The sequence below is a fragment of the Paenibacillus sp. J22R56 genome (assembly GCF_056269375.1).
The window spans coordinates 353,908-375,809 of sequence record NZ_JBWDNV010000003.1; the positions used below are offsets into that span (position 1 = coordinate 353,908).

Consider the following 21,902-nt stretch of genomic DNA (forward strand, 5'->3'; position numbering starts at 1 on the left):
ACAGCATGTCAGATCATATATCTTAAATTAAAGATTCTTGAAAATTTAAAACGACAATTAGGAGAGTGGAAATTATGACAACCAACCAACGTACAGCAGGGATTCACCATATTACAGCATTTGTGAAAAACCCTCAGGTAACAACTGACTTTTACGCAGGGGTACTTGGTTTAAGACTTGTGAAAAAAACAATCAACTTCGACGCGCCGGAAGTATACCATCTGTACTTCGGTGATGAAGTCGGCAGCCCAGGTACTATTATTACCTTCTTCCCTTGGGAAAACTCCCGTAAAGGCGTAGTTGGCGGCGGTCAAGTTGGCTACACCACTTATGTTGTACCGGAAGGTACGCTTGGCTTCTGGAGAGAGCGCCTGGTGAAATTCTCGATCGAGTTCCAGGAAACTTCGCGGTTTGGCGAGCAGTACCTGCAATTTGCTGATCCGGACGGCTTGCTTGTTGAGCTGGTGGCGCGTGAAGACGGTCCAAGAAGCACATGGTCGTTTGGTGGTGTATCCGCTGAGCATGCGATTAAAGGCTTCGGCGGCGCGATTCTGTACAGCACGAATCCAGCCGCAACTGCACAATTGCTCGAGCATGTAATGGGCCTGTCGAAAGTCGATGAGGAGAATGGCTTAGCTCGTTTCCAATCGTTTGGTGAACTGGGTAATATCATCGATGTAAATACGGAGCCAATGGCAGCTGGTCATGGCGGTCACGGTACCGTCCACCATATCGCTTGGAGAGCAAAAGACGATGCTGAGCATGTAGCATGGCAGCAGCATGTAGCAGAGAACGGCTTCCAGCCAACACCGATTGTGGACCGCCAGTACTTCAATGCGATCTACTTCCGTGAGCAAGGCGGCATCCTCTTCGAGATTGCGACAGATCCTCCAGGCTTTGCACGTGATGAAGAAGTTGCACACCTTGGTGAGAAACTGATGCTGCCAGCATGGTACGAACAACATCGTGAAAGCATCCAACAGCTGCTTACACCGTTTGATGTACGGGTAATGGAACTGGATCGTTAATACTGGGAAGAAAGAAGTTTATGCTTACGTAGCATGAATCATCACAACCGGCCAGCATATGGCCACTTGGGTGACAATTCATTTTAGGAGGAATAGAGATGAAACATATATTCAAACAAGGGACGAATCCGGCAGCGCCGGTCCTCGTCCTCTTCCATGGCACAGGCGGAACAGAGCATGATTTGCTGCCACTTGCGGCAGGCCTTTCACCGGAATCTTCCGTACTCAGTATTCGAGGCAACGTATCGGAAAATGGCATGGCGCGGTATTTCCGCCGCCTTGCGGAAGGGGTATTTGATCTGGAGGATCTGGTTTTCCGGACAAAAGAATTAAATGATTTTCTCGATGAAGCAGCAGCAGAATACGGATTTGACCGGCATAATCTCGTAGCTGTCGGCTATTCCAACGGAGCGAATATTGCAGGCAGCCTCCTCTTCCACTACAAGGACTCGCTTCGTGGAGCCATTCTGCATCACCCAATGGTTCCTATTCGCGGCCTTGAGCTGCCAGATCTGTCGGGAGTACCGGTATTTATCGGGGCAGGGGTTAATGATCCAATCTGCTCGGCAGAGGAGTCTAATGAGCTTGAAGGGCTGCTTAGCAGTGCCGGTGCATCTGTAGCCGTTCATTGGGAGCAGTTTGGCCATCAGCTTACACGCACAGAGGTAGCAGCAGCTGCAGCTTGGTATAACGAGCAGTTTCAATAAGAGAGGGGCGGCGGGAAAATGATTCGTATTGATGCGGAACAAATAAGTGAGCGGGACAATTACAAGCTGCTTACAGGCACGATTATTCCAAGGCCTATTGCCTTGGTCACGACATTGTCGGAGGATGGCGTACTTAACGCAGCCCCGTTCAGTTATTTCAATATCATAACGGCTGACCCGCCGCTGATCTCTGTTTCTGTGCAGCGCAAAAAAGGTATCCCGAAGGATACCTCTCGTCATGCCGCTGCACGTGGACAGTTTGTCGTCCACATTGCAGATGAAGCCTATGTGCAGCAGCTCAATATCACAGCGGCTAGCCTGCCGCCGGAAGAGAGCGAGGTTACTCTTGCAGGACTTACTGCTGTTCCTAGTGAGCACATCTCTGTTCCCGGTATTGCAGAAGCGAAAGTCCGGATGGAGTGTATTCTGGAACAGGTCATCCCGCTGGGAGGTACGGCTGAGACACCAGCTTGCGACCTTCTGATCGGTCGAGTCGTCAGCTATCATCTGGATGAATCCATTTGTGATGAACGGAATCATATCGATGCGGCTGCGCTCCGGCCAGTCAGCCGGCTGGCAGGTGCATCTTATGCGAAACTTGGCGAGCTGTTCGAGGTAGAAAGACCCTCGTAATTACTCGCCTTGCTGTTCGAACCGTTTAATAATCTCGACGATAACCTGCACCGATTTGACCATGTTATCGACAGACACATACTCGAATTTGCCGTGGTAATTCTCGCCGCCGGTGAAAATATTCGGAGTAGGCAGTCCCATATAGGATAACTGCGAGCCGTCTGTACCGCCGCGGATCGGCTTAATGATTGGTTTGATATCCAAGCTCTCCATCGCGTCGCGGGCGATTTCGACGATCTGGAAAACCGGCTCGATTTTGTCGCGCATGTTGTAGTACTGATCCTTCAGCTCAAGAACGATGCTGTTCGGGCCATGAATGCCTTTCAGCTCCTCGACAATCGCTGAGATATTCGCCTTGCGCGCTTCGAACTTTTCACGGTCATGGTCACGGATGATGTAGGACATCTTCGTCTGCTCAACATCACCTTGCAGTGTGTTCAGATGGTAGAAGCCTTCGTAGCCTTCCGTATGCTCAGGCGCTTCATTTATTGGGAGCCGGCTGTTCAGGTCCATAGCGATTTTCATCGAGTTGACCATTTTACCTTTGGCTGTGCCGGGATGCACATTCGTGCCATTAACCGTGATCTTGGCTGCTGCCGCGTTGAAGCTTTCATATTCCAGCTCACCAAGCGGGCCGCCGTCAACGGTGTAGGCATATTTCGCGCCGAAGGCTTCTACATCGAAGCGGTGAGGGCCGCGGCCGATCTCTTCGTCCGGCGTGAACGCTACGCGGATTTTGCCATGCTTGATATCCGGATTTGCAATCAAATAAGCCATAGCCGTCATGATCTCGGCAATACCGGCTTTATTGTCGGCGCCAAGCAGTGTTGTGCCGTCCGTGGTCATGAGCGTATGGCCTTTGTATTGGCTCAGCTCAGGGAAGTCCTTCGTTGATAAAACGACGCTAAGCGATTCGTTCAGCGTAATGTCGCCGCCTTCGTATTCGACGAGCTGCGGCTTTACATTTTTACCAGTGAAATCAGTAGCTGTATCTACATGGGCGAGGAATCCGATCGTCGGAACCTGTTTATCTGAGTTTGCAGGCAAAGTGGCCATTACATAACCATTCGGATCCATTGTTACGTCTTCCATCCCGATGGCTTTCAGCTCATCAACGAGCTGGTTCGCAAGGGTAAGCTGACCGGTCGTTGAGGGGCAGGTGTCGCTCTCCTCATTGGATTGGGTATCTACGATGACATAAGAGGTCAGTCGTTTAATAATTTCTTCTTTCATTTAGATCCAGCTCCCTTCACAATAACTTGCCTATGCAATCATTATAAAGGAGAGAAAGGAAGAAATCGAATGCTGGCCTTAACGCCAAAAAGCTGCTCCCGTTGGTCGTATCGACCAAAGGAGCAGCCTTTTTGCGTTATTCAATGACGCGCTTTACGCCTCTTACACGCTGAGCAGCTGCTCGGTCAGTTGGTTCGCCGCCTTGGCATTGGACATGGCATGTTGATCGGCGTAGTCGAACACTTTCACAACCGTACCGTAGATCCGTTCGACGCAGCTTCGGGCGTAGGATGGGGAGTTGTTATTAAGTTCAGCCGCGGTGACGATGATGCCGCCAGCGTTCAGCACGTAGTCCGGCGCATAGAAAATGCCCCGTCTGTGCAGCTCCTCGCCATGCCGATCTTCCGCCAGCTGGTTATTTGACGCTCCAGCAATAATTTTGCACTGGAAACCAGGGATCGTTTTATCGTTAATGATACCCCCAAGTGCGCACGGGGAGTAAATATCACAAAGCTCCTGCGTAATCTGCTGAACAGTTACTGCCCGCGCCCCGTATTGCTGGACCGCCTTCTGGACAAGCTCTTCATCCAAGTCCGAAACCACCAGCTTTGCTCCCGCATGGGCCAGGTAACGGCAGAGAAACATGCCAACCTTCCCAAGCCCTTGAACCGCGACTACTTTACCGGACAAGCTTTCTGTACCGTCTACCTTCTTGAGCGAGGCTTTCATCCCCAGAAATACGCCATAAGCTGTCATGTCCGCTGTGAAGGTGCCGTAAGCTCCAAGCGAGCCGGAAACATCCGTTACATGCCGAGTTTCCTTAGCAACCCAATCCATATCTGTGGATGTTGTGCCCACATCCATCCCGGTCACATACTCGCCTTGCAGCCGATCGATAAACCGCCCAAGAGCGCGGAATAGCCGTTCATTCTTTTGCTTCGCTGGATCTCCGATAATAACGGCTTTGCCGCCGCCGAAGGGCAGCTCCGCCATAGCTGATTTATAGGTCATCCCTCGCGCTAGGCGAACTGCATCTTTAACAGCATCCTCGACGGTAGGGTAGTTCCACATTCTGCAGCCCCCAAGTGCGGGGCCAAGCTTTGTATTATGAATTGCGATTATAGCAGTTAGTCCGCTTTGTACATCCTGGATGACCTCCAGGCGCTCATAGTCATCAAGGCTCATCAAGCTCCGCAAATCCATAAAAATCCCCCTTAACAGGCATCTGTCTCCGGCAGCATTGTATTACCGTTGTATTCAACAGTAATAGCCGATGACACAGGATGTCTGAGTAAGGGGGATGATTATTTTTCTTTTTAGATGATTACACCGTTGATCTGCGGATCAGCAGGTAAGAAATGATAGCGAAGCATAGGGCAATCGGCAGAAACCATAACGAAAGCTCAAATGCCGTAGTATCCTTCAGCCAATTCCAGATCGGATCCCACCAGTCGTTAAGTGTGGAAAGCACAACAAGAAGAGTCGTCACGACCATCGCGGCCAAACTGGTAATAAACAATCCGATTGCTCTGAATTTTCGGAAAATACTTCCGATCACTAAGCCCGACAAGAACAGAGTCAGAAGAAGCAGGAAATCGGTTAGAAACTCCTGAGCGATATTGCCGTCAGATAAGAATGGAAGGCTGAAGAAATGTAGCTGGACACCCCAGTAGTTGGTTGCTTCCTCAATGCTTGATAACAATAGGAGAGCCAGTGTCCAGACTAGGCTAGAGAGCAGGGCATTCAAGACGGTGCCGATAAAATAATCGGTTCTCCGGACGCTGAAGCTGATGGCAAACGGAAAGGTCTGCGGCATGACGATAATACCAAGGACTAACATATAGATGAAGATTGACGATAAGCCGCCTGTATAAATCGCAACTCCGCTTCCATATCCGATAATCAGATTTACGATAAAGCTGGATGCAAGAATGCCGGCAGGGACAGTCATCCAGGCATGTTTGTCACGGTTATGAAGCTTCATCACATTCGAGATTCGATTCATGATTGGGAGCCCCCTTTGGTCTCAATTTTCTTATTTGTTAGCTGCACGACCAACTGTTGTAAGGATACGGAAGCGATTTGCAGCCCAAGAGATACCGCCTTTTTCCGGTCAGTATCGGTCAGCCTCTCGAACACTCCTGCTGTCAGCAAAGCGCCAAATGGCTCGCGGGAAATGACCTTTTTCCCTTGAATGAAGCTTTCCACTGCACTTGCTGTACCAGCTACCGTATAGGCAGATCCGCGCAGCTCCTCAGCATCTTCATTAATTAGAATCTTCCCGCCTTCGATGACGATAATATGCTCCAGCATTCGGCTTACTTCATCAATGAGATGGGTAGACAATACAATTGTACGCGGATATTCGGAATAGTCTTCAATCAGCCGGTCATAGAACAGTGCTCTGTTAACGGCGTCCAAACCAAGGTAAGGCTCGTCAAAGATGGTAAGTGGCGCTCGGCTGGCAAGCCCGACGATAATGCCAACGGAGGAATGCATGCCGCGGGACAGCTTCTTCATTCTGCGTTTCAGTGGCAGCTGAAAGTCCTTCACCAGTGAGTTCGCATATTCCTTATCCCAATTCGGGAAGAGGGAAGCGGACAGCTCAAGCACATCTTTGACCATATAGTTATCCGGGTATTTCAGGCTCTCTTTGATGAAGCAGATCTGACTGAGCACCTTTGCGTTCTCATAAGGCTCTTCCCCGAACACTTTCAGCTCGCCGCTTGTTGCGAACAACTGGGCCGTAATCATATGCATAATCGTTGTTTTGCCGGCGCCGTTTCTTCCGAGCAACCCGTAAATCTTATCTGGCTCAAGCGTGAACGAAACTTCGTTCACAGCCGTCATTTTTCCATAGGACTTGGTTAACTGCTTCACTTCTACCACATGGTTTGTCATTTGGCATCCCCTCTCCGAATCATATCTGTTAATTGATCTGCTGAAATTCCCAGCTTCTCTGCTTCCCGTAACATCGTCACTACGTATTGCTCAAAAAACTGCTCTTTGCGCTTCTCGACCAGCACGTCGCGGGCGCCTGTGGCTACAAACATTCCAATCCCTCTTTTCTTATACAGGATTCCTTCGTCCACCAGCAGGTTAACGCCTTTCGCGGCAGTTGCAGGGTTAATCTGATAAAAGGAGGCGAACTCGTTCTTTGAAGGCACTTGCGATTCTTCAGGCAGTCGTCCTTGGATGATGTCGTCTTCAATTCGTTCGGCAATTTGTACGAAGATGGGACGGCTGTCATCGATGATTAGAGTCATAACGTTAACATCACCTCTCACAACCTAACTGGTTGATTACTCGTGTAACCAACTATACAAGAATGAACAGCAAGAGTCAATGGGCCGCAACGCAAAAAAAAGCAGGCTGCCTGTACGTGACAGACAACCTGCTTCTAGAGCCTATTAAGTAGCTTCGTTAATCTTGTTCATCAGCGATTGCACTTGTTTACGGAGAGAGATGAGCTCCTCCGGTTCAATATCGGTTCCTTCATACAACCGGCCTGGAACGCATTCGGCCTGCTTGCGGAGTTCCTGACCCTTCTCTGTCAAACGAACAATTAAGTGTCGTTCATCGGACTTGTCACGGGCTCTTGTCAGCAGTCCCATAGACTCCAGCTTCTTCAGCAGGGGAGTAAGTGTGCCGGAATCAAGCAGCAGCTTGGCACCAAGCTCCTTCACCGAGACATTATCCTGCTCCCATAGAGCAAGAAGTGTAATATATTGCGTGTAGGTGAGGCCAAGCTCGGCAAGAATCGGGCGGTACAGCTTCGTAATTTCCCGCGAGCAGGCATAAAAGGCAAAGCAGATCTGATTGTCGAGCTTCAGCAGTTCGTCGCTGTTCACAGCTTGTCGAATCCTCCTTTTCGATCGGTATAGATCTATATAAATTGTATGCAATTAATTGGGTGATTGTATTGTAGCACCGCACTTATAACGTGTCAAAAGAAAGAAATGGCCTTTGACAACTGTAACTATATTTTATACAATTTAATTAATAACAATTTATTTGAAGGGGATGTTCCGAAATGTCCTTATATGATATCGAGCTGAAGACGATCAAAGGTGAGAAACAAACGCTTGCACCGTACAAAGGCCAAGTGCTGCTGATTGTGAATACCGCGACCAAATGCGGGTTTGCCCCACAGTTCAAAGGCTTGCAGAAGCTGCATGATCATTACAAGGAGCAGGGCTTTGCTGTACTAGGCTTCCCGAGTGGCCAGTTTATGAACCAGGAGCTGGAGGATAATGCGGAGATCGCTGAGTCCTGCGAGCTGAACTTTGGCGTTAATTTCCCGCTGTATGAGAAGATTGATGTGAATGGCGATACCGCGCATCCGTTGTTCCAGAAGCTTAAGAAGGATGCACGTGGACTGCTTGGCTCACAGCGGATTAAATGGAATTTCACGAAATTCCTTGTGGATAAAGAAGGAAAAGTCGTTAAACGGTTTGGGCCCAATGTTACGCCGGAGAAGATCGACGACGAGATCCAGACGTTGCTTGAGAAAAATTAATCTTTCCTAATCTGAAAAGCCAAGGTATGCATAACGTTTGCATGCCTTGGCTTTTCACATTTCCCCGTTTAATAAGCGATGCCAACACGAGACCTTAAATATTGGTCGCTGCTTAACTGCGAATAGGCGAATGCGGCGGTATCACCTGTCGTTATCCTCTTTCCATCCTCTGGTAAATAGTCTCTCTCTACCCGGTAACTGCCTTCGGATGGTCCGTCCGGCAAATAAGTAGGGCAGACCAATGTCCAATCCAGCACAGACCCCTCTAACAGACGCCATACAGTATGATGCTCTTCCGCAGCTCTCGTGAGTGTTCTTCGTGATTCACTGGATTGATAGCGGAGCAGGCCAGGCTCCGTCCGGCTGTTCAGCACCCCCGCTGTTCCAATCGCCACGATTCGTTTGATCTCAAGTCTAATCATCGTTTCGAGAATAATGGGAATGCTCTCCGACAGCGTTGTTCCGCCATCCGTGCTTAAGGTACTAATGACCGCATCAGAGCCTTGGAGCGTCTGATAAACGGCACCGCTGTCGAGTACATTTCCTTCTACTGTTTGTAAGCTGCTGCCGGCCAAATCTCTTAATTTATCTGGTGTTCTTACGAGGGCGGTAACGGTATGCCCCTCCTGAAGAGCACGCTCTATAATCAGTCTCCCGACCCGGCCTGTCCCTCCGAAAATAGCAATGTTCATTTCTTCACCCTCCATATATAATAGAATACGCATTAGAATTTTATCATAATTCCGCAACTTTCCAGCAACAAGCTGCGTTTAGAATTAGAGAACAGCAAGCTTTGCAGGATATTTTTTTTGCCTATCGGCGTCCAGTATCTGTAAAAATTGTAACAATCAAATGGTTTTTTATTTAGGAGGAAGTAAGAAGATGATTCGGACTAGTGTTGCCAATTGGATGAAACCTATTCTATTAATGATGAGCCTATGGCTGATTGCCGCATGTTCCATTCCGGCAGATGCGAAGACGGTCAGCTTTTACGTCAACGGCGAAAAGGTGAAGCAGCCTCCCGCTGTGGATGTGGTCAATGGCGAACCTATGGTACCGGCCTCATTCCTAGAATCAACCTTTCAATCGAAGTTGGAGTGGACACTTAAAGATAAACAAAGCAGCGGAGTGTATTTCTCAAACAAAGTTGCTGTATTAATGTATCACGATGTATCGGAGACTCCAGATCCAACGGGAGCAGAATCAGCGATTTCAATTGATTCATTCAAGGAGCAAATGGAGCAGCTGAAATCGGATGGGTTCCACATCATCTCCATTGATCAATATGCTGATTTTATTGATAACAAGGGGAATGTTCCGGACAACGCCGTGCTGCTGACATTCGACGACGGTTATGAGAGCTTTTATAAGGAAGCCTATCCTATACTGAAAGAATATGGTTATCCTGCCGTGAATTTCGTTATCGTATCAGGTGCCGACAATCCTTCGAAGAAAGGCCGGCCTAAAATGACATGGGACCAAATGCGGGAAATGCAGAAGTCCGGCATGTCCTTCTATAATCATACATACGACAGCCACAAATACGGTGTGATGCGTGCTGACGGATTAACGAAGCCAGTACTCACACGGCATCAATATTTGAAGAAAGAGGATCGTGTCGAGACGAACGAGGAATACCATACACGCGTAAAGACCGACTTGGAGAAAGCTGAGCAAAGTCTGAAAGCAGAGCTTGGAAACAAGCGAAGTATCATTGCTTTTCCATATGGAGCCTATAATGCAGAAGTGCTGGATATATTGAAGGAGGTTGGCATTACCTTATCCTTTACGGTCAAAGAAGGGATTAATGAACGAGGGCAGACGAACGGCTTCCGAGTGAATGGTTCCAGAGCGGGAGAGTCAACGAAGCAGCTGATGGAAAAGCTGAAGGCGCTGACACTGGATCATGCCGCAGTTACCGTTCATGTAGATGGTCAGGAAGCTTCGTTTAAGGAACAGCCGTTCAAAGGTCCAGATGGTATCATGATTCCGCTGAAGGAATACTGCAAAATGAAAGGCATGAAGCTGCATTGGAGCAAGTTAAGGAAGCAGTATAAGATTACGGCTTAGGACAAAAGAGCCGCATTCCTTATGGTCAATTGGATCTAGGGGGGTGCGGCTCTTTTTCATTGGCAATCCCTGCTGCTGGGGATATTCCATTCTAGGCGAAACAAATAATAATGGTATTCAGCCATTCATTCGACAGGTTTCGATCCGGGGGAAATTTAAGGGGAGAATCTCAAGACCTAAAGAAAACACACCTGATATCCTAAGTTCACACATTGTAAGGGTTTGCAGTTTTCAAGATAATAAGAGCATAACAAACAAGGGGGATAAACAAATGGCTAAAATGAATATGAAGAGTGTTCTAGGTCTTGTTCTTGCAGGTTCCTTGGCGATTAGCTTGACTGCTTGCGGATCGAACAGCAATAACAACGGCAACAAAGAAAGCAATGCTCCTTCCAATAACGCAGGTGCAACTAACGCTGCTACAGAGAAACCAGCAAGCAACGAGAAAGTGACAATTACATTCCAAAACATTTATCCAGATCCAACTGATCCTAAAAATCAGATGATGGCTAAAATCGTAAAACAATACGAAACTGATCATCCAAACGTTAAGGTCGAATTGGACTCCTTGAATACAGACCAACAAAAACAAAAGCTGAAAACACAAGCAGCTTCTAAAGAAGTACCAGACATCACTGTTGTTAACCCAGCAGCTCAAATGCAGCCGTACGTTGATGCAAAACTGTTTGCACCACTGAACGACATGGTTGCGCAAAACGGCTTGAAAGATACATTCCAAGATGGCGTTCTTGACTTCTACACATTCGATAACAACCTTTATGCATTGCCAGACGGCAACAACATCGGCGTTGTTTACTACAATAAAGATCTGTTCCAACAAGCAGGCATTACAAAAACACCTGAAACATTCGAAGAAATGATCGAAGACGTTAAAACATTGAAAGCAAAAGGCATCCAGCCAATGGCAATCGGTGAAAAAGATACTTGGACGGGTTCGTTCCTGTTCATGAACATCCTGCTTCGCACAAACAGCGGCCCTGGCTTCCTGTCTGATGTTGTTGCTGGCAAGAAAACATTCGAAGATCCAGCATTCGTTGAAGCAGTTGACGCTATGCAAAACCTGATTCAAGCAGGCGCGTTCCAAGAAGGCGTTACATCGTTCGACTATAACGCTGGTGAGAACATCTTCAAAACGGGTAAAGCTGCAATGTACTACATGGGTTCGTGGGCAACTGGCGGTATCGAAACATCTGAAGCTCTGAAGGATAAAGTAGGCGTATTCAAATTCCCTACAGTTAACGGCAAAGGCGACCCTAACCAATTCATGCTTGCTCCAGGTTCCGCATTCGCGATCTCTGCAGACAGCAAACACCTGCAAGAAACAAAAGATTTCCTGAACTACTTCATGCTGAACTTCCCTAAAGAAGCATTTGCTGTTAAAGGCGCTGTAGGTATCGCTCAAAAAGTTGACGGCGACTTCAAAACTGCTGGCTACTCCGACATGGCGATCAGTGTACTGGATCTGTTCAAAGAAGTTAAAGGCGGCGACCTGTCGTTCGATAACACAATGAACCCTGGTACTTCCCAAGGCCACTTGACTGCTATCCAAAACATCTTCGTTCAGAAGAAAGATTCGGCTGAAGTTGCAAAAGAGCATCAATCGGCTTTCGAAAGCAATAAATAAGCTTTAAACAACAGATGAAACTATAAAAAGCTGCGCACGGTGCGAAAGGGGTTCTTTCCCAGGAACCCCTTTTGTACTGATGTTAAAAAAATAGCTAAAAGATAGGAGGGCACACGAGATGAACGTACTGAAGGTTTCGAAGTTAACGATAGCGCTGTTCGTGCTGCCGTGTTTGATACTTTATGTCTGTCTGGTATTTGTTCCAATCATCGTTTCCTTGTATACCAGCACACTTGAATGGAACGGGATCGGCGAATCAAAATTTATTGGTCTTGAGAACTTCAACAAATTGTTATTCCATGATGCTGTATTTTGGCCAGCTGTACGCCATACGTTAATGTTTGCTGTATTCTCTATGCTTGAAATTCCAATCGCTTTGTTTGTTGCAATCTTACTTAGCCGCTTCGTCAAGAAGCCGAATTTCCTTGTATCCAGCTATTTTATGCCGGTAATTTTGTCGGTTGTTATTATCGGACAACTTTGGAAAACAATCTACAACCCTGCGTCCATGGGCGGGATGCTTAACCAGGTGCTTGACTGGGTAGGCCTTCACAGCTTGTCGCAGCAGTGGTTGACAGATCCAGATATCGCGATGTACAGCTTGTACTTCGTTGCTTTGTGGCAATACCTTGGTTACCACACTCTCATTCAGTTTACGGGTATTCAGAACATTCCGTCGGATATTTATGAAGCAGCCAAAATTGATGGCGCTGAAGGCTTGAAAGCTGACTGGCATATTACATTGCCAATGAACGTTCCGATCTTCAAAATCTCGATTGTCCTTGCCTTTATTGGCTCGCTTCAATCGTTCGACATGATTATGGTTATGACAGGCGGCGGTCCTGGTAACGCTACAGATGTTATCGCGACACATATGTACAGAATGTCAATCTTGTCGATGAAATATGGATACGGAAGTGCCATTGCAGCCATTCTGGTTGTAGTCTGCCTTGTCGCAACAGTGGTTATCAACTATGGATTCAACCGTCTGGAACGGAAATACACGTAATGAAGGAGGGATACGACCATGAGCCAAAGTACAACTACTGCAGTGTTGCCAAGAATTAAGCCACAAAGAAAGTTTTCGATCGGGAAAACATTGATGTGGATTCTTCTGTCAATTCTGATAGTCACCCAATTGTATCCGCTCTTGTGGCTGGCTATATACTCGTTAAAGACTAACGAAGAAATTTTGTCCGGCCAATTTTTCGCTCTGCCGCATGTTCCACAATGGAGCAACTATAGTTCTGCGATGGAGTCGGGCAATTACGTTAAATATTTGCTTAACAGCTTGAAAGTTACATTGATCACAATGGTTGGCGTGTTGTTCCTCAGCTCGCTTGTATCATTTGCAATCAGCCGCTTCAAGTGGAAATACGGTCAGACGGTAATGGTTATCTTCCTGATCGGGATGATGATCCCGATGCAGGCGACACTGCTGCCGCTGATGATTATCTTTAAGAACATGCATATTCTGAATACGCATTGGTCGCTCATTCTGCCTTACATCGCATTCCAGACGCCAATTGCCGTATTTATTCTAAGCGGATTTATGAAGTCGATTCCTAATGAGATTGAAGAATCGGCAATCGTGGACGGAGCAGGCGTCTTCCGGATCTTCTGGAACATCATCCTGCCGGTATCGGTTCCTCCGATGATGACCGTATGTATTCTGACTTTCATTAACATCTGGAACGAATACATCCTGGCAGCTACATTCATCTCAACCGAACGGTTGAAAACATTGCCGTTTGGTGTATACAGCTTCGTCAGCCAATACTCGGTAAACTACGGTGCAATCGGTGCATTCCTTGTTCTTGGCGCACTGCCGGTAATCGTGATTTACTTCCTCTTGGCAGACAAAATTACAAAAGGTATGGTAGCAGGCGCGGTGAAGGGTTAATTCCCTTCCCGCTTTTTTGAATTTTAAGGAATTATTAATTTTTGCTATATGAAACGGTTGCGCAGCCAAAGCTCAGCGCAACCGTTTCGCCATGTGTTACAATGAGGGAATGAGCAAAAGGCCGTTAGTGTGATAAATCTTTAAGTAATGCTTACGAAGTAGAATTATCACAAAAAGCGTGATAATTCTTAAGTTAATGCTTACGAAGTAGAATTATCACAAAAAGCGTGATAATTCTTTAAGGAGGATCCAAAGTTGGCGCGTTATCGTGGAATGCATTCTATACAGAATCGGTTGTTCTTGTTGCTGTTTTCATCGATGATGACGCTGCTTATCTTGGTCAGCTTCCTCTATTATCAGAAAACAACCCAGATCATCCATTCGAAAATCAGTGATCTTGCGGAAAAGAACGTCTCCCAAACGGTAGGGTTATTTGATCTGCTTCTTGAGGGCTATGACAGCGTGACCAAATCGCTTAACAGTAACTATGAATTGACCAGACTGCTCAAGGAAGCAGACAATGAGAAGAATATAAGCGTCAGTGTCATGAATGAACGGGCGATTACGAATATTATTGGAGCCGCATACTTTTCGCGAGATGATATTGTAGGCATCCATGTCATGACCAACGGTGGCAAGCTGTACAACTATGAACGACGCTTCGCAGGCCTGGTCAATCAGGATTACACGTCTGCTGATTGGTATAGCAAGCTTAAAAATTCAAGGGGCGAGATGGTATGGCTTGGCCTGACGAAGGGCTCGGTTATTAACAGTATGCTGCCAGAGCCTGTATTTGTATTTGGACGTCAGCTATATGATCTTAACAATTATAAGCCAGTTGGTATTGTCTTAATTGAGTCGGACCCCAATCCGATTCTATCCGCCTTATCTAATGCTTCGATCAGCCCGAACAGCCGGGTATTTATTGTTGATAAGAACAATGACGTGATCGCATCGACGGATAAAAATCAGGACGATCTGTCGATGGAGCCAAATAGTGGAGAGCCGCAGGTGGTTCCTTCTTTTAATGGGCTGCCTAGACCAAAAGGCAATGAGATCGTTGTTGATAATAAGAGCGATCAATTAATTGTTGCTGCCAAAACTGCTGTAGCGGAATGGACGGTATTTGGACTGACGCCGAAAGCAGACATAAGCGAAGAATTAGTGCAGACTAGATTGTATCTGCTTGCTGTCATTATCGCGGTTATCTTGTTATCGATTATGCTGGCAACCTTGATCTCGCGGAATATATCCTCTCCGCTGAAGCTCTTGATCAGAGAGATGAAGCAGGTGGAGCTGGGTAACTTTAGAGGTTCGTTGGACGTCAAATCATTCGAGGAGATCAACAGCCTGGTATCTTCCTTTAATCGAATGGTATTACGGATGGATGAGCTTATCGAACGAATTACACTCTCCTCTATAAGTGAAAAGAACGCAGAGCTGCAGGCGCTCCAATCTCAGGTGAACCCGCATTTTCTGTACAACACGCTGGATATGATTTATTGGATGCTGGACGAGCGTGAGAATGATCGGCTGGGCAGGGTTATTTTATCATTGTCGCATATGTTCCGATATAGTAGTGACTGGGAAGAAGCCTCGAAGACAACACTTCGTCAGGAACTTGAGCAAATGCGTCATTACATGACGATTATTGAGAATCGCCTTATAGGCCGCGTAAGCACGGAGATTCAGGTAGACAATATGTGGCTTGATGCCATTGTTCCAAAGATGACGATTCAGCCTGTTATTGAGAATGCGGTGAAGAGTGGTCTTGAACCGCTTGACCGTCCTGGACTTCTGCGGGTGTACACGGTGGCGGATGAGGAAGCCAATGAGCTGCGGATTGTCATTGAAGATAATGGAGTTGGCATAGAGGAAGGCGCCTTGAAAGAGCTGCAGACGATGCTGCAGCATTCGGGCCTTAACCGAAACTATCCTTTGCCGGAAGGCAGGGAAAGAAGAGGTATTGGCTTGCCAAATGTGCATCGCCGTATTGTGTTGATGTACGGTGAGCCTTATGGCATGCGGATTACTAGTGAATTAGGAAAAGGGACGACGGTTATTATTGCAATACCACTGCCTGCAAGAGGAGGTCAATCGGGCGATGAACATATTAATCGTGGATGACGAGACCGTCATACGGGAAGGCATCCAGCGGACATTAAGTAATAAGTTTCCGGCTTACAGCACTTTTCTGGCTGTAAATGCCGAAGAGGCAGTTGCACAGCTGCGGAAGCAGCGAATTGATATTGTACTGACTGATATTTTGATGCCGGGGATGACGGGGCTTGAATTAATGAATTTGACCCGCACCATCTATCCGCATGTGAAGTGGGTAGTGATCTCCGCTTACTCGGAATTCAGCTATGCACAAGAGGCGGTACGGTTAGGAGCAAAGGATTATTTGCTGAAGCCGATCGGCAAGGAAGTGCTGGTCGAGATGATCGAGAAGATAAGCGGCGAGATTGAGCGCGAGCGGGAGCTTATGGAGGAAGCAGAGCTTCTGAAGATGAACCGTAACTATTTGCGGGAAGCGGTGTTCCAGCGCTGGGCTCAAGGCCTTGATATCGGCCGATTTGATATGACACCATTTATGGAAAGCTACTCCAATTATCATCTCATTATGGTGAAGATGGAGAGCGACAAGGTTGTTCAGCTTGAACATTTCATGATTGAGAACGTGCTTGGCGAATTGATTGAAAAGTATGGTCAAGGCTTCGTCACGATCTATGACAGCAAAAGTCTTCTTGGTCTGGTTACCCTTCCGGAAGGTGCGACAATGTCGGGTCTCCTGGAGGAGCTTCGCGCCCATCTGATCAAATATTTGCGTGTACCGTTTCAAATTATGCATACGGACCTTATCAAGGATATTAATGCGGTGCCAGGCGAGGTGCAGCGGATGCGCCAAGCCTCATCAACGGCGGTCTATGAGCATTATGCCAGCGGCAGCGATCAGTCGATAGAGGTCGCGCTGCAATATATTCGTACGCATTACCACGCCGATCTGTCTCTGGAGAAGGTGGCTTCCATTGTTTATTTGAACCCGGTCTACTTCAGTCAGCTGTTCAAACAGAAGACCGGCGCAGGATTCAAAGAATATGTCATCGGCCTTAGACTCGAGCAGGCGAAGCAAATGCTGCTTAATCCGAAGCTGAAGCTCGCAGATGTTGCCGAGCGGATCGGTTATCAAGATATGCGTCATTTCTCCCAGCTGTTTCGCAAAAAGTATGGGGAGACACCTTCCGAGTTTCGACAGAGCCATCGAATGGATGGCGTAGAGAAGCAGCTTTAATCCGAACAATGATTGGATAGAAGAAGGAGTCCTATGTCCATTAACAAAACACCAACCAACCGGGTCTACACCTATATTGCGCAGCGGGGCGTTGTATCCAGGGCAGATCTGATGAAGGAATTTGATATGTCGAGCAGCACAATGACGCGGCTGCTCGATGATATGATCGCCGATAAGCGGCTGCAGGAGAGTGGACGTGGCAGCTCAACTGGCGGCAGAAGACCTATTTTGTACAAAACGAATCCAACCTATGGGTATTTGTTTGGGCTTGAAATTTCGCGGATCTATTCGTCGATGGGGCTGTACGACATGCATATGAACAGGCTGTCAGCCATACGTTGGAAAATGGATGAGAGCATGACGCCGGATGTGTTTATGAGCAAGGTGCAATCCGCTGCCTTGAAGTTTATGAAGCAGCATGGACTTGAGCAATCAAACATTGTTGGAATGGGCGTTGGTGCGGTAGGTCCGCTTGATCGTGAACGGGGTTTGATTCTAGATCCCGTCTATTTCCCTGCTCAAGGCTGGCATAATCTCCCGATCTGCGAGCGGCTGGAGGAGCGACTCGGTTTCCCTGTTCTGCTTGATAACGGCGCTAATACAGCGCTGGTTGGGGAGCATTGGGCGCTTAGAAGCGAGCACTACCAGCATATGCTCTACGTGCACGTGGGCGCCGGCCTCCGCTCAGCCGTGATGTCGAATGGCCAGCTCGTCTATGGTGCGACCGATATGGAAGGGGCTATTGGCCGGATGATTATTCAGGCTGGTAATCCTGCTGATCCGGGCAGTTCTATTGACGGTGCGCTAGAGTCATTTGTATCGGTCCATGTCATTGAGAATGAGGTTCGAGAACAAAACGAACCGTGGAGCTTTGAGCTGCTGGTCTCCGCTTTGTCAGCTGGCGATGCGGTTGTTCAAGAGAAATTCAAGAAGGCAGCCGCTTACCTCGGTATCGGTTTGGCCAATTTGATTAATGTGCTGCATCCGGAGCAGGTTATTCTCGGGGGAGCGCTCATTAATGCTCATGAGAGTGTGTTTGAAACAGCAGTTGAGGTTGCTATAAGCCACACGTATTATTACCCGCAATATAAGCCACTGTTCTCACAAGGTGTACTCAAGGAAGAAGCTGTCGCAGCTGGTGCGGCAGTGATGGTACTCATGCAGCTGCCATAAATGGATTTTGACATAATAGAAGAGGTGACAGCATGACAGCCGCACAAGCGGAGAGGCCATCCAAGGAGTTTCATTTATTTTTCCTGACATGGCCCATATTCCTGGAATTATTATTATTTATGCTAATGGGTGTTGCGGATACCTTTATGCTGAGCGCGATATCCGATAATGCGGTATCCGGCGTCGGAGCCTCTAATCAGTATTTATTTATCGCACTCCTCGTCCTCGAGGTTATTGGTAACGGTGCGTCAATTGTTGTCGCGCAGTATATCGGATCGAGACAAATGAAGGAAGCAGCCAAAATCTCGGCGCTTAGCATTACGCTTAACGTTGTGGTTGGCCTCGTAATGAGTATCGTATTTGTTGTGTTTAATGGTTTGATTCTGCAAAGCCTTAACCTGCACGGCGAGGTGCTGGAGCATGCGAAGACGTACTTGTCCTTTGTTGGCGGGTTCATTTTCCTGCAGGCGCTTATTAATTCGATATCTGCTATTATTCGGGTGCATGGGTTTACGAAGGAAGCGATGTTCGTTTCCCTTGGGATGAATATTGTTCATCTGATCGGCAACTATACCCTTATTTTCGGCCACTTTGGTTTTTCGGAGATGGGTGTGCACGGTGCGGCAATTTCGACGGTGATCAGCAGAGCTCTGGCACTGCTCGTCTTCTTCTGGATGATGTATCGCATTATGGAAGTTAGGGTGAAGATCCGATATTATTTCACATTATCCAAGGCCTATATTGGCAAAATATTAAGAATCGGCATTCCATCCGCCCTTGAACAGGTTATGTATCAGGGCTGCCAGATGGTATTCCTGTATTATGCGACATTCCTTGGCGAGGAATCACTTGCTGCCCGCCAGTATGCCGCGAATATTTCGATGTTTATCTATTTGATGGCCTTCTCGATTGGTTCAGGAACGTCTATTATTGTAGGCAGGATGATTGGTGCAGGGCGCCAGACGGACGCTTATCATCGGGTATGGTACAGCACAGGCTGGGCGTCTGCTTCAAGTGCTGTCATGATCGCATTTGTGATGATATTCCGCGAACCACTTATGAATATTTTTACGAACGACCCAGAGATCATTCGTCTGGGTACTCAAGTGCTGCTCTACAGCGTTATACTTGAGACTGGCCGTACGATTAACATTATTCTGGTCAACTCACTTCGTGCGTCTGGAGATGCGAAATACCCACTATGGGTGGGTATGGTATCAATGGTGGGCATGAGCCTGCCGCTTGGTTACTTGTTTGTATTCAAGCTCGATATGGGTCTTCCAGGTATATGGCTGGCTATCGCAGCCGATGAATGGCTTCGTGCTTTTGCGATGTTCTTCCGTTGGAAGAGCCGGGCATGGGAGAAGCATGCACTCGTCAAGCATGTTCAAAAGAAGGACAGTGTGACGACTGCAACGTAAGATTTGTAGAGGAGTGTATGGCCATGACTTCCACTGTGATGGAGCAGCCTCTTAATTCCTATCATTTGATTGCACAGACTTGTTTGCTTGCGGGCAAAATTATATTGCAAAACGGCGGCGAGACGTACCGAGTGGAGGATACCATGGTGCGGATCGCCGCCTCTTATGGTATTGCGGATGCGCAGAGCTATGTGACGCCTACCGGCATTTTGTTTGCAATGGATGCCTCCGTACCAACAACGAGGCTGATTCGGATCTCGGAGCGCTCCATCAATTTGCGCAAGGTGTCTCTTGTGAATGATATTTCGCGGCGAATTAGCGGAGGACAGCTGGATGTGAGTGAAGCTCACCGGCTGCTGACGGAAATTGATGAGTTACCTTTTGCCTACCCCGCCCTGCTTCAGGTGCTGGTCGCTGCTCTTGCAAGCGGCTGCTTCCTGATTATGTTCGGCGGCCAGTGGCATGATTTTATGGCGGCTGTTCTTGCCGGCGGATTGGGCTTCGGAAGTGTAGTGCTGCTGCACCGGCTTGTGCCAGCTAAGCTGTTTGCTGAGTTCGCAGCGTCCTTGCTGCTTGGCGGGTTGACTATTCTGCTGGTGAAGAGCGGGCTGGCCCTTGATTTGGACACGGTTATTATTGCTTCCGTTATGCCTCTTGTGCCAGGGCTGCATATTACGAATGCTGTACGGGATTTGATGGCGGGGCATCTGGTATCGGGCTTGTCCAAAGGGGTAGAAGCATTTCTGACCGCCTTTGCGATTGGTGCTGGTATCGCAGCTGCGTTATCATTTTATTAAGGTGAAGGAGGGACAAGCATGTCGTGGGGATGGATCGAACAAGCTATCATGAGCTTTATCTCAGCGGCGGCCTTTGGCCTTATCTTTAATGCACCCCGGCAGATGCTGCCCCAATGTGGTATTGTTGGGATGGTCGGCTGGCTGCTATATATGGCCTGTACGGAGATGGGACTGGAAGCAATCCCGTCCACACTTGTAGCCGTCATCGTCGTGGCGATTATCAGCCAGCTCTTTGCGAAGCTGTACAAGACCCCGATTATCGTATTTAGCGTAGCGGGTATTATCCCGCTTGTACCGGGCGGAATCGCTTATGATGCGATGCGTAAGGTCGTGGAGAACGAGTATGATATTGCGGTTCAGCTTGGCGTCAAAGCGTTTATGATCTCAGGAACGATCGCCATTGGTCTTGTTCTCTCCGAGGTCGTGAACCAGACGATTCGCAGGCTGGAGCGCTTGTAGGGCAGCAATACATAAGGACGTACCCGGGTGGAAGAATCGGGGCGTTCTTTTTATCTTTTATAAGCGGGGAGAGAGTCGTTATGTTGTTTTATATGGTAGATGTGTTTGCGGAGCAGAAGTATCGGGGGAATCAGCTTGCTGTGCTGCTGCCCGATCGCGAGATTTCAACTACAGAAATGCAGCAGATTGCAAAAGAATTTCATTTCTCCGAGATTACCTTTATTATGTCGGATAAAAAGACGGATGGAGGATATGATGTACGGATCTTTACCCCTGATGTAGAAATTCCGTTTGCAGGTCATCCGTCACTAGGCACGGCATATATCATCCGGCATGTATTTGAGAAGGGGAATAATGATCCTGTTCTCTTGAATCTTGGGGTGGGGCAAATCCCAGTGACCTTTACACCGGGAGAGGAGCAGGTATTATGGATGACCCAAAAGCAGCCGGTATTTGGTGATGCCATTGAACCATCGGTTATCGCAGACGTTCTACAGATCAGTGCTGAGGATATCGATACGAGCTTCCCGATTCAAGTGGTTTCAACAGGTCTGCCTGCGGTTATTGTTCCTGTGAAAACTCTTGAGGCTGCCCAGCGCTGCACTATTCATCCTCAGAAGTTTGAGCGATTCCTCAAGGAAGCAGCAGACGCTAATATTCTTGTGGTTACGCAAGAGACACTTCATGAGACGAATGATTTGCACGTGCGGGTTTTCGTCAATGACACCGGGTATTACGAGGATCCTGCAACGGGTAGCGCTAATGGTAATCTGGCGGGCTATCTGCTGGAGCACAAGGTTTTTAACAAGAGCCAAATCCAGCTTCGGGTAGAGCAAGGTTACTCCATTGGACGAGACTCCTTGCTGCTCATTGATGCTGCAGAAAACAACGGGGAATTTGAGATTAAAATCGGTGGCAAAGTGTTCTTCGTTGCCAAAGGTGAGTGGCTGTAAAGGCACTAAAATTGCGATTGCTGGTGCGTGGACGGTATACTAATAGGTGAGTATACGACGGGCCGCTAA

Annotated in this window: 22 protein-coding genes; 15 read left to right on the forward strand and 7 right to left on the reverse strand. The window is 47.7% G+C overall.

Features of this window, described 5'->3' with window-relative positions; all coding sequences use genetic code 11:
- The first annotated feature begins 74 nt into the window (after positions 1–74).
- The 3 genes from AC0YNT_RS09540 (at position 75) to AC0YNT_RS09550 (ending at position 2,368) form a co-directional block, all read left to right on the forward strand.
- On the forward strand, positions 75–1,028 hold the full coding sequence (locus AC0YNT_RS09540; RefSeq protein ID WP_475804362.1) for a VOC family protein: 954 nt from the start codon (positions 75–77) through the stop codon (positions 1,026–1,028).
- A gap of 98 nt (positions 1,029–1,126) precedes the next feature.
- On the forward strand, positions 1,127–1,735 hold the full coding sequence (locus tag AC0YNT_RS09545) for an alpha/beta hydrolase (RefSeq protein WP_475804363.1): 609 nt from the start codon (positions 1,127–1,129) through the stop codon (positions 1,733–1,735).
- Positions 1,736–1,753: 18 nt separating this feature from the next.
- Entirely contained in the window at positions 1,754–2,368 is a 615-nt protein-coding gene (locus AC0YNT_RS09550; protein ID WP_475804364.1) for a flavin reductase family protein, read from the forward strand.
- Here AC0YNT_RS09550 and pepT read toward each other — a convergent pair whose 3' ends face one another.
- From pepT to AC0YNT_RS09580, 6 genes are all read right to left on the reverse strand, one after another.
- Positions 2,369–3,601, reverse strand: coding sequence for a peptidase T (gene pepT / locus AC0YNT_RS09555; RefSeq protein WP_475804365.1), 1,233 nt, complete (start codon positions 3,599–3,601; stop codon positions 2,369–2,371).
- A gap of 162 nt (positions 3,602–3,763) precedes the next feature.
- Entirely contained in the window at positions 3,764–4,804 is a 1,041-nt protein-coding gene (locus AC0YNT_RS09560; RefSeq protein ID WP_475804366.1) for a Glu/Leu/Phe/Val family dehydrogenase, read from the reverse strand.
- Positions 4,805–4,925: 121 nt separating this feature from the next.
- A complete protein-coding gene (locus AC0YNT_RS09565; protein WP_475804367.1) occupies positions 4,926–5,606 on the reverse strand; it encodes a hypothetical protein in 681 nt (226 codons plus the stop codon).
- Positions 5,603–6,502 carry an ABC transporter ATP-binding protein gene (locus tag AC0YNT_RS09570; protein WP_475804368.1) on the reverse strand — a complete coding sequence of 300 codons (900 nt, stop codon included), beginning with the start codon at positions 6,500–6,502 and terminating at the stop codon, positions 5,603–5,605. Before AC0YNT_RS09570 ends, AC0YNT_RS09565 begins: the two co-directional genes overlap by 4 nt.
- The gene (locus AC0YNT_RS09575; RefSeq protein WP_475804369.1) at positions 6,499–6,867 is read right to left on the reverse strand and encodes a GntR family transcriptional regulator; all 369 of its coding nucleotides are present in this window, start codon (positions 6,865–6,867) and stop codon (positions 6,499–6,501) included. The genes AC0YNT_RS09570 and AC0YNT_RS09575 overlap by 4 nt, the downstream gene beginning before the upstream one ends.
- Positions 6,868–7,011: 144 nt before the next feature.
- Complete coding sequence (locus AC0YNT_RS09580; RefSeq protein ID WP_167281117.1) at positions 7,012–7,452, reverse strand: transcriptional regulator, SarA/Rot family; 441 nt, start codon at positions 7,450–7,452, stop codon at positions 7,012–7,014.
- Between the two features lie 182 nt (positions 7,453–7,634).
- Here AC0YNT_RS09580 and AC0YNT_RS09585 point away from each other — a divergent pair, with 182 nt between their 5' ends.
- On the forward strand, positions 7,635–8,120 hold the full coding sequence (locus tag AC0YNT_RS09585) for a glutathione peroxidase (protein WP_475804370.1): 486 nt from the start codon (positions 7,635–7,637) through the stop codon (positions 8,118–8,120).
- Positions 8,121–8,188: 68 nt separating this feature from the next.
- Here the strand turns inward: AC0YNT_RS09585 and AC0YNT_RS09590 are convergent, their stop codons facing one another.
- Positions 8,189–8,812: an NAD(P)-dependent oxidoreductase gene (locus tag AC0YNT_RS09590; RefSeq protein ID WP_475804371.1), complete on the reverse strand. Its 624-nt coding sequence runs from the start codon at positions 8,810–8,812 to the stop codon at positions 8,189–8,191.
- A gap of 190 nt (positions 8,813–9,002) precedes the next feature.
- On the opposite strand from AC0YNT_RS09590, the gene AC0YNT_RS09595 reads away from it, so the two are divergent.
- From AC0YNT_RS09595 to AC0YNT_RS09645, 11 genes are all read left to right on the forward strand, one after another.
- A complete protein-coding gene (locus AC0YNT_RS09595) occupies positions 9,003–10,190 on the forward strand; it encodes a polysaccharide deacetylase family protein (RefSeq protein WP_475804372.1) in 1,188 nt (395 codons plus the stop codon).
- 271 nt (positions 10,191–10,461) lie between these two features.
- Positions 10,462–11,835, forward strand: coding sequence for an extracellular solute-binding protein (locus tag AC0YNT_RS09600; protein WP_475804373.1), 1,374 nt, complete (start codon positions 10,462–10,464; stop codon positions 11,833–11,835).
- A gap of 118 nt (positions 11,836–11,953) precedes the next feature.
- Entirely contained in the window at positions 11,954–12,844 is an 891-nt protein-coding gene (locus AC0YNT_RS09605; protein WP_475804374.1) for a carbohydrate ABC transporter permease, read from the forward strand.
- 18 nt (positions 12,845–12,862) lie between these two features.
- Positions 12,863–13,738, forward strand: coding sequence for a carbohydrate ABC transporter permease (locus tag AC0YNT_RS09610; protein WP_475804375.1), 876 nt, complete (start codon positions 12,863–12,865; stop codon positions 13,736–13,738).
- A gap of 255 nt (positions 13,739–13,993) precedes the next feature.
- Positions 13,994–15,865 (forward strand): cache domain-containing sensor histidine kinase, encoded by a 1,872-nt coding sequence (locus AC0YNT_RS09615; protein WP_475804376.1) that lies wholly within the window; start codon positions 13,994–13,996, stop codon positions 15,863–15,865.
- Complete coding sequence (locus AC0YNT_RS09620; protein WP_167281110.1) at positions 15,843–17,030, forward strand: response regulator transcription factor; 1,188 nt, start codon at positions 15,843–15,845, stop codon at positions 17,028–17,030. The genes AC0YNT_RS09615 and AC0YNT_RS09620 overlap by 23 nt, the downstream gene beginning before the upstream one ends.
- A 33-nt stretch (positions 17,031–17,063) precedes the next feature.
- Positions 17,064–18,203 (forward strand): ROK family protein, encoded by a 1,140-nt coding sequence (locus AC0YNT_RS09625; RefSeq protein ID WP_475804377.1) that lies wholly within the window; start codon positions 17,064–17,066, stop codon positions 18,201–18,203.
- Positions 18,204–18,235: 32 nt separating this feature from the next.
- Positions 18,236–19,624 carry an MATE family efflux transporter gene (locus AC0YNT_RS09630; RefSeq protein ID WP_475804378.1) on the forward strand — a complete coding sequence of 463 codons (1,389 nt, stop codon included), beginning with the start codon at positions 18,236–18,238 and terminating at the stop codon, positions 19,622–19,624.
- A gap of 23 nt (positions 19,625–19,647) precedes the next feature.
- The gene (locus AC0YNT_RS09635) at positions 19,648–20,421 is read left to right on the forward strand and encodes a threonine/serine exporter family protein (protein ID WP_475804379.1); all 774 of its coding nucleotides are present in this window, start codon (positions 19,648–19,650) and stop codon (positions 20,419–20,421) included.
- An 18-nt stretch (positions 20,422–20,439) separates the two neighbouring features.
- On the forward strand, positions 20,440–20,880 hold the full coding sequence (locus AC0YNT_RS09640) for a threonine/serine exporter family protein (RefSeq protein WP_475804380.1): 441 nt from the start codon (positions 20,440–20,442) through the stop codon (positions 20,878–20,880).
- Between the two features lie 80 nt (positions 20,881–20,960).
- Positions 20,961–21,833 carry a PhzF family phenazine biosynthesis protein gene (locus tag AC0YNT_RS09645; RefSeq protein WP_475804381.1) on the forward strand — a complete coding sequence of 291 codons (873 nt, stop codon included), beginning with the start codon at positions 20,961–20,963 and terminating at the stop codon, positions 21,831–21,833.
- Positions 21,834–21,902: the final 69 nt, after the last annotated feature.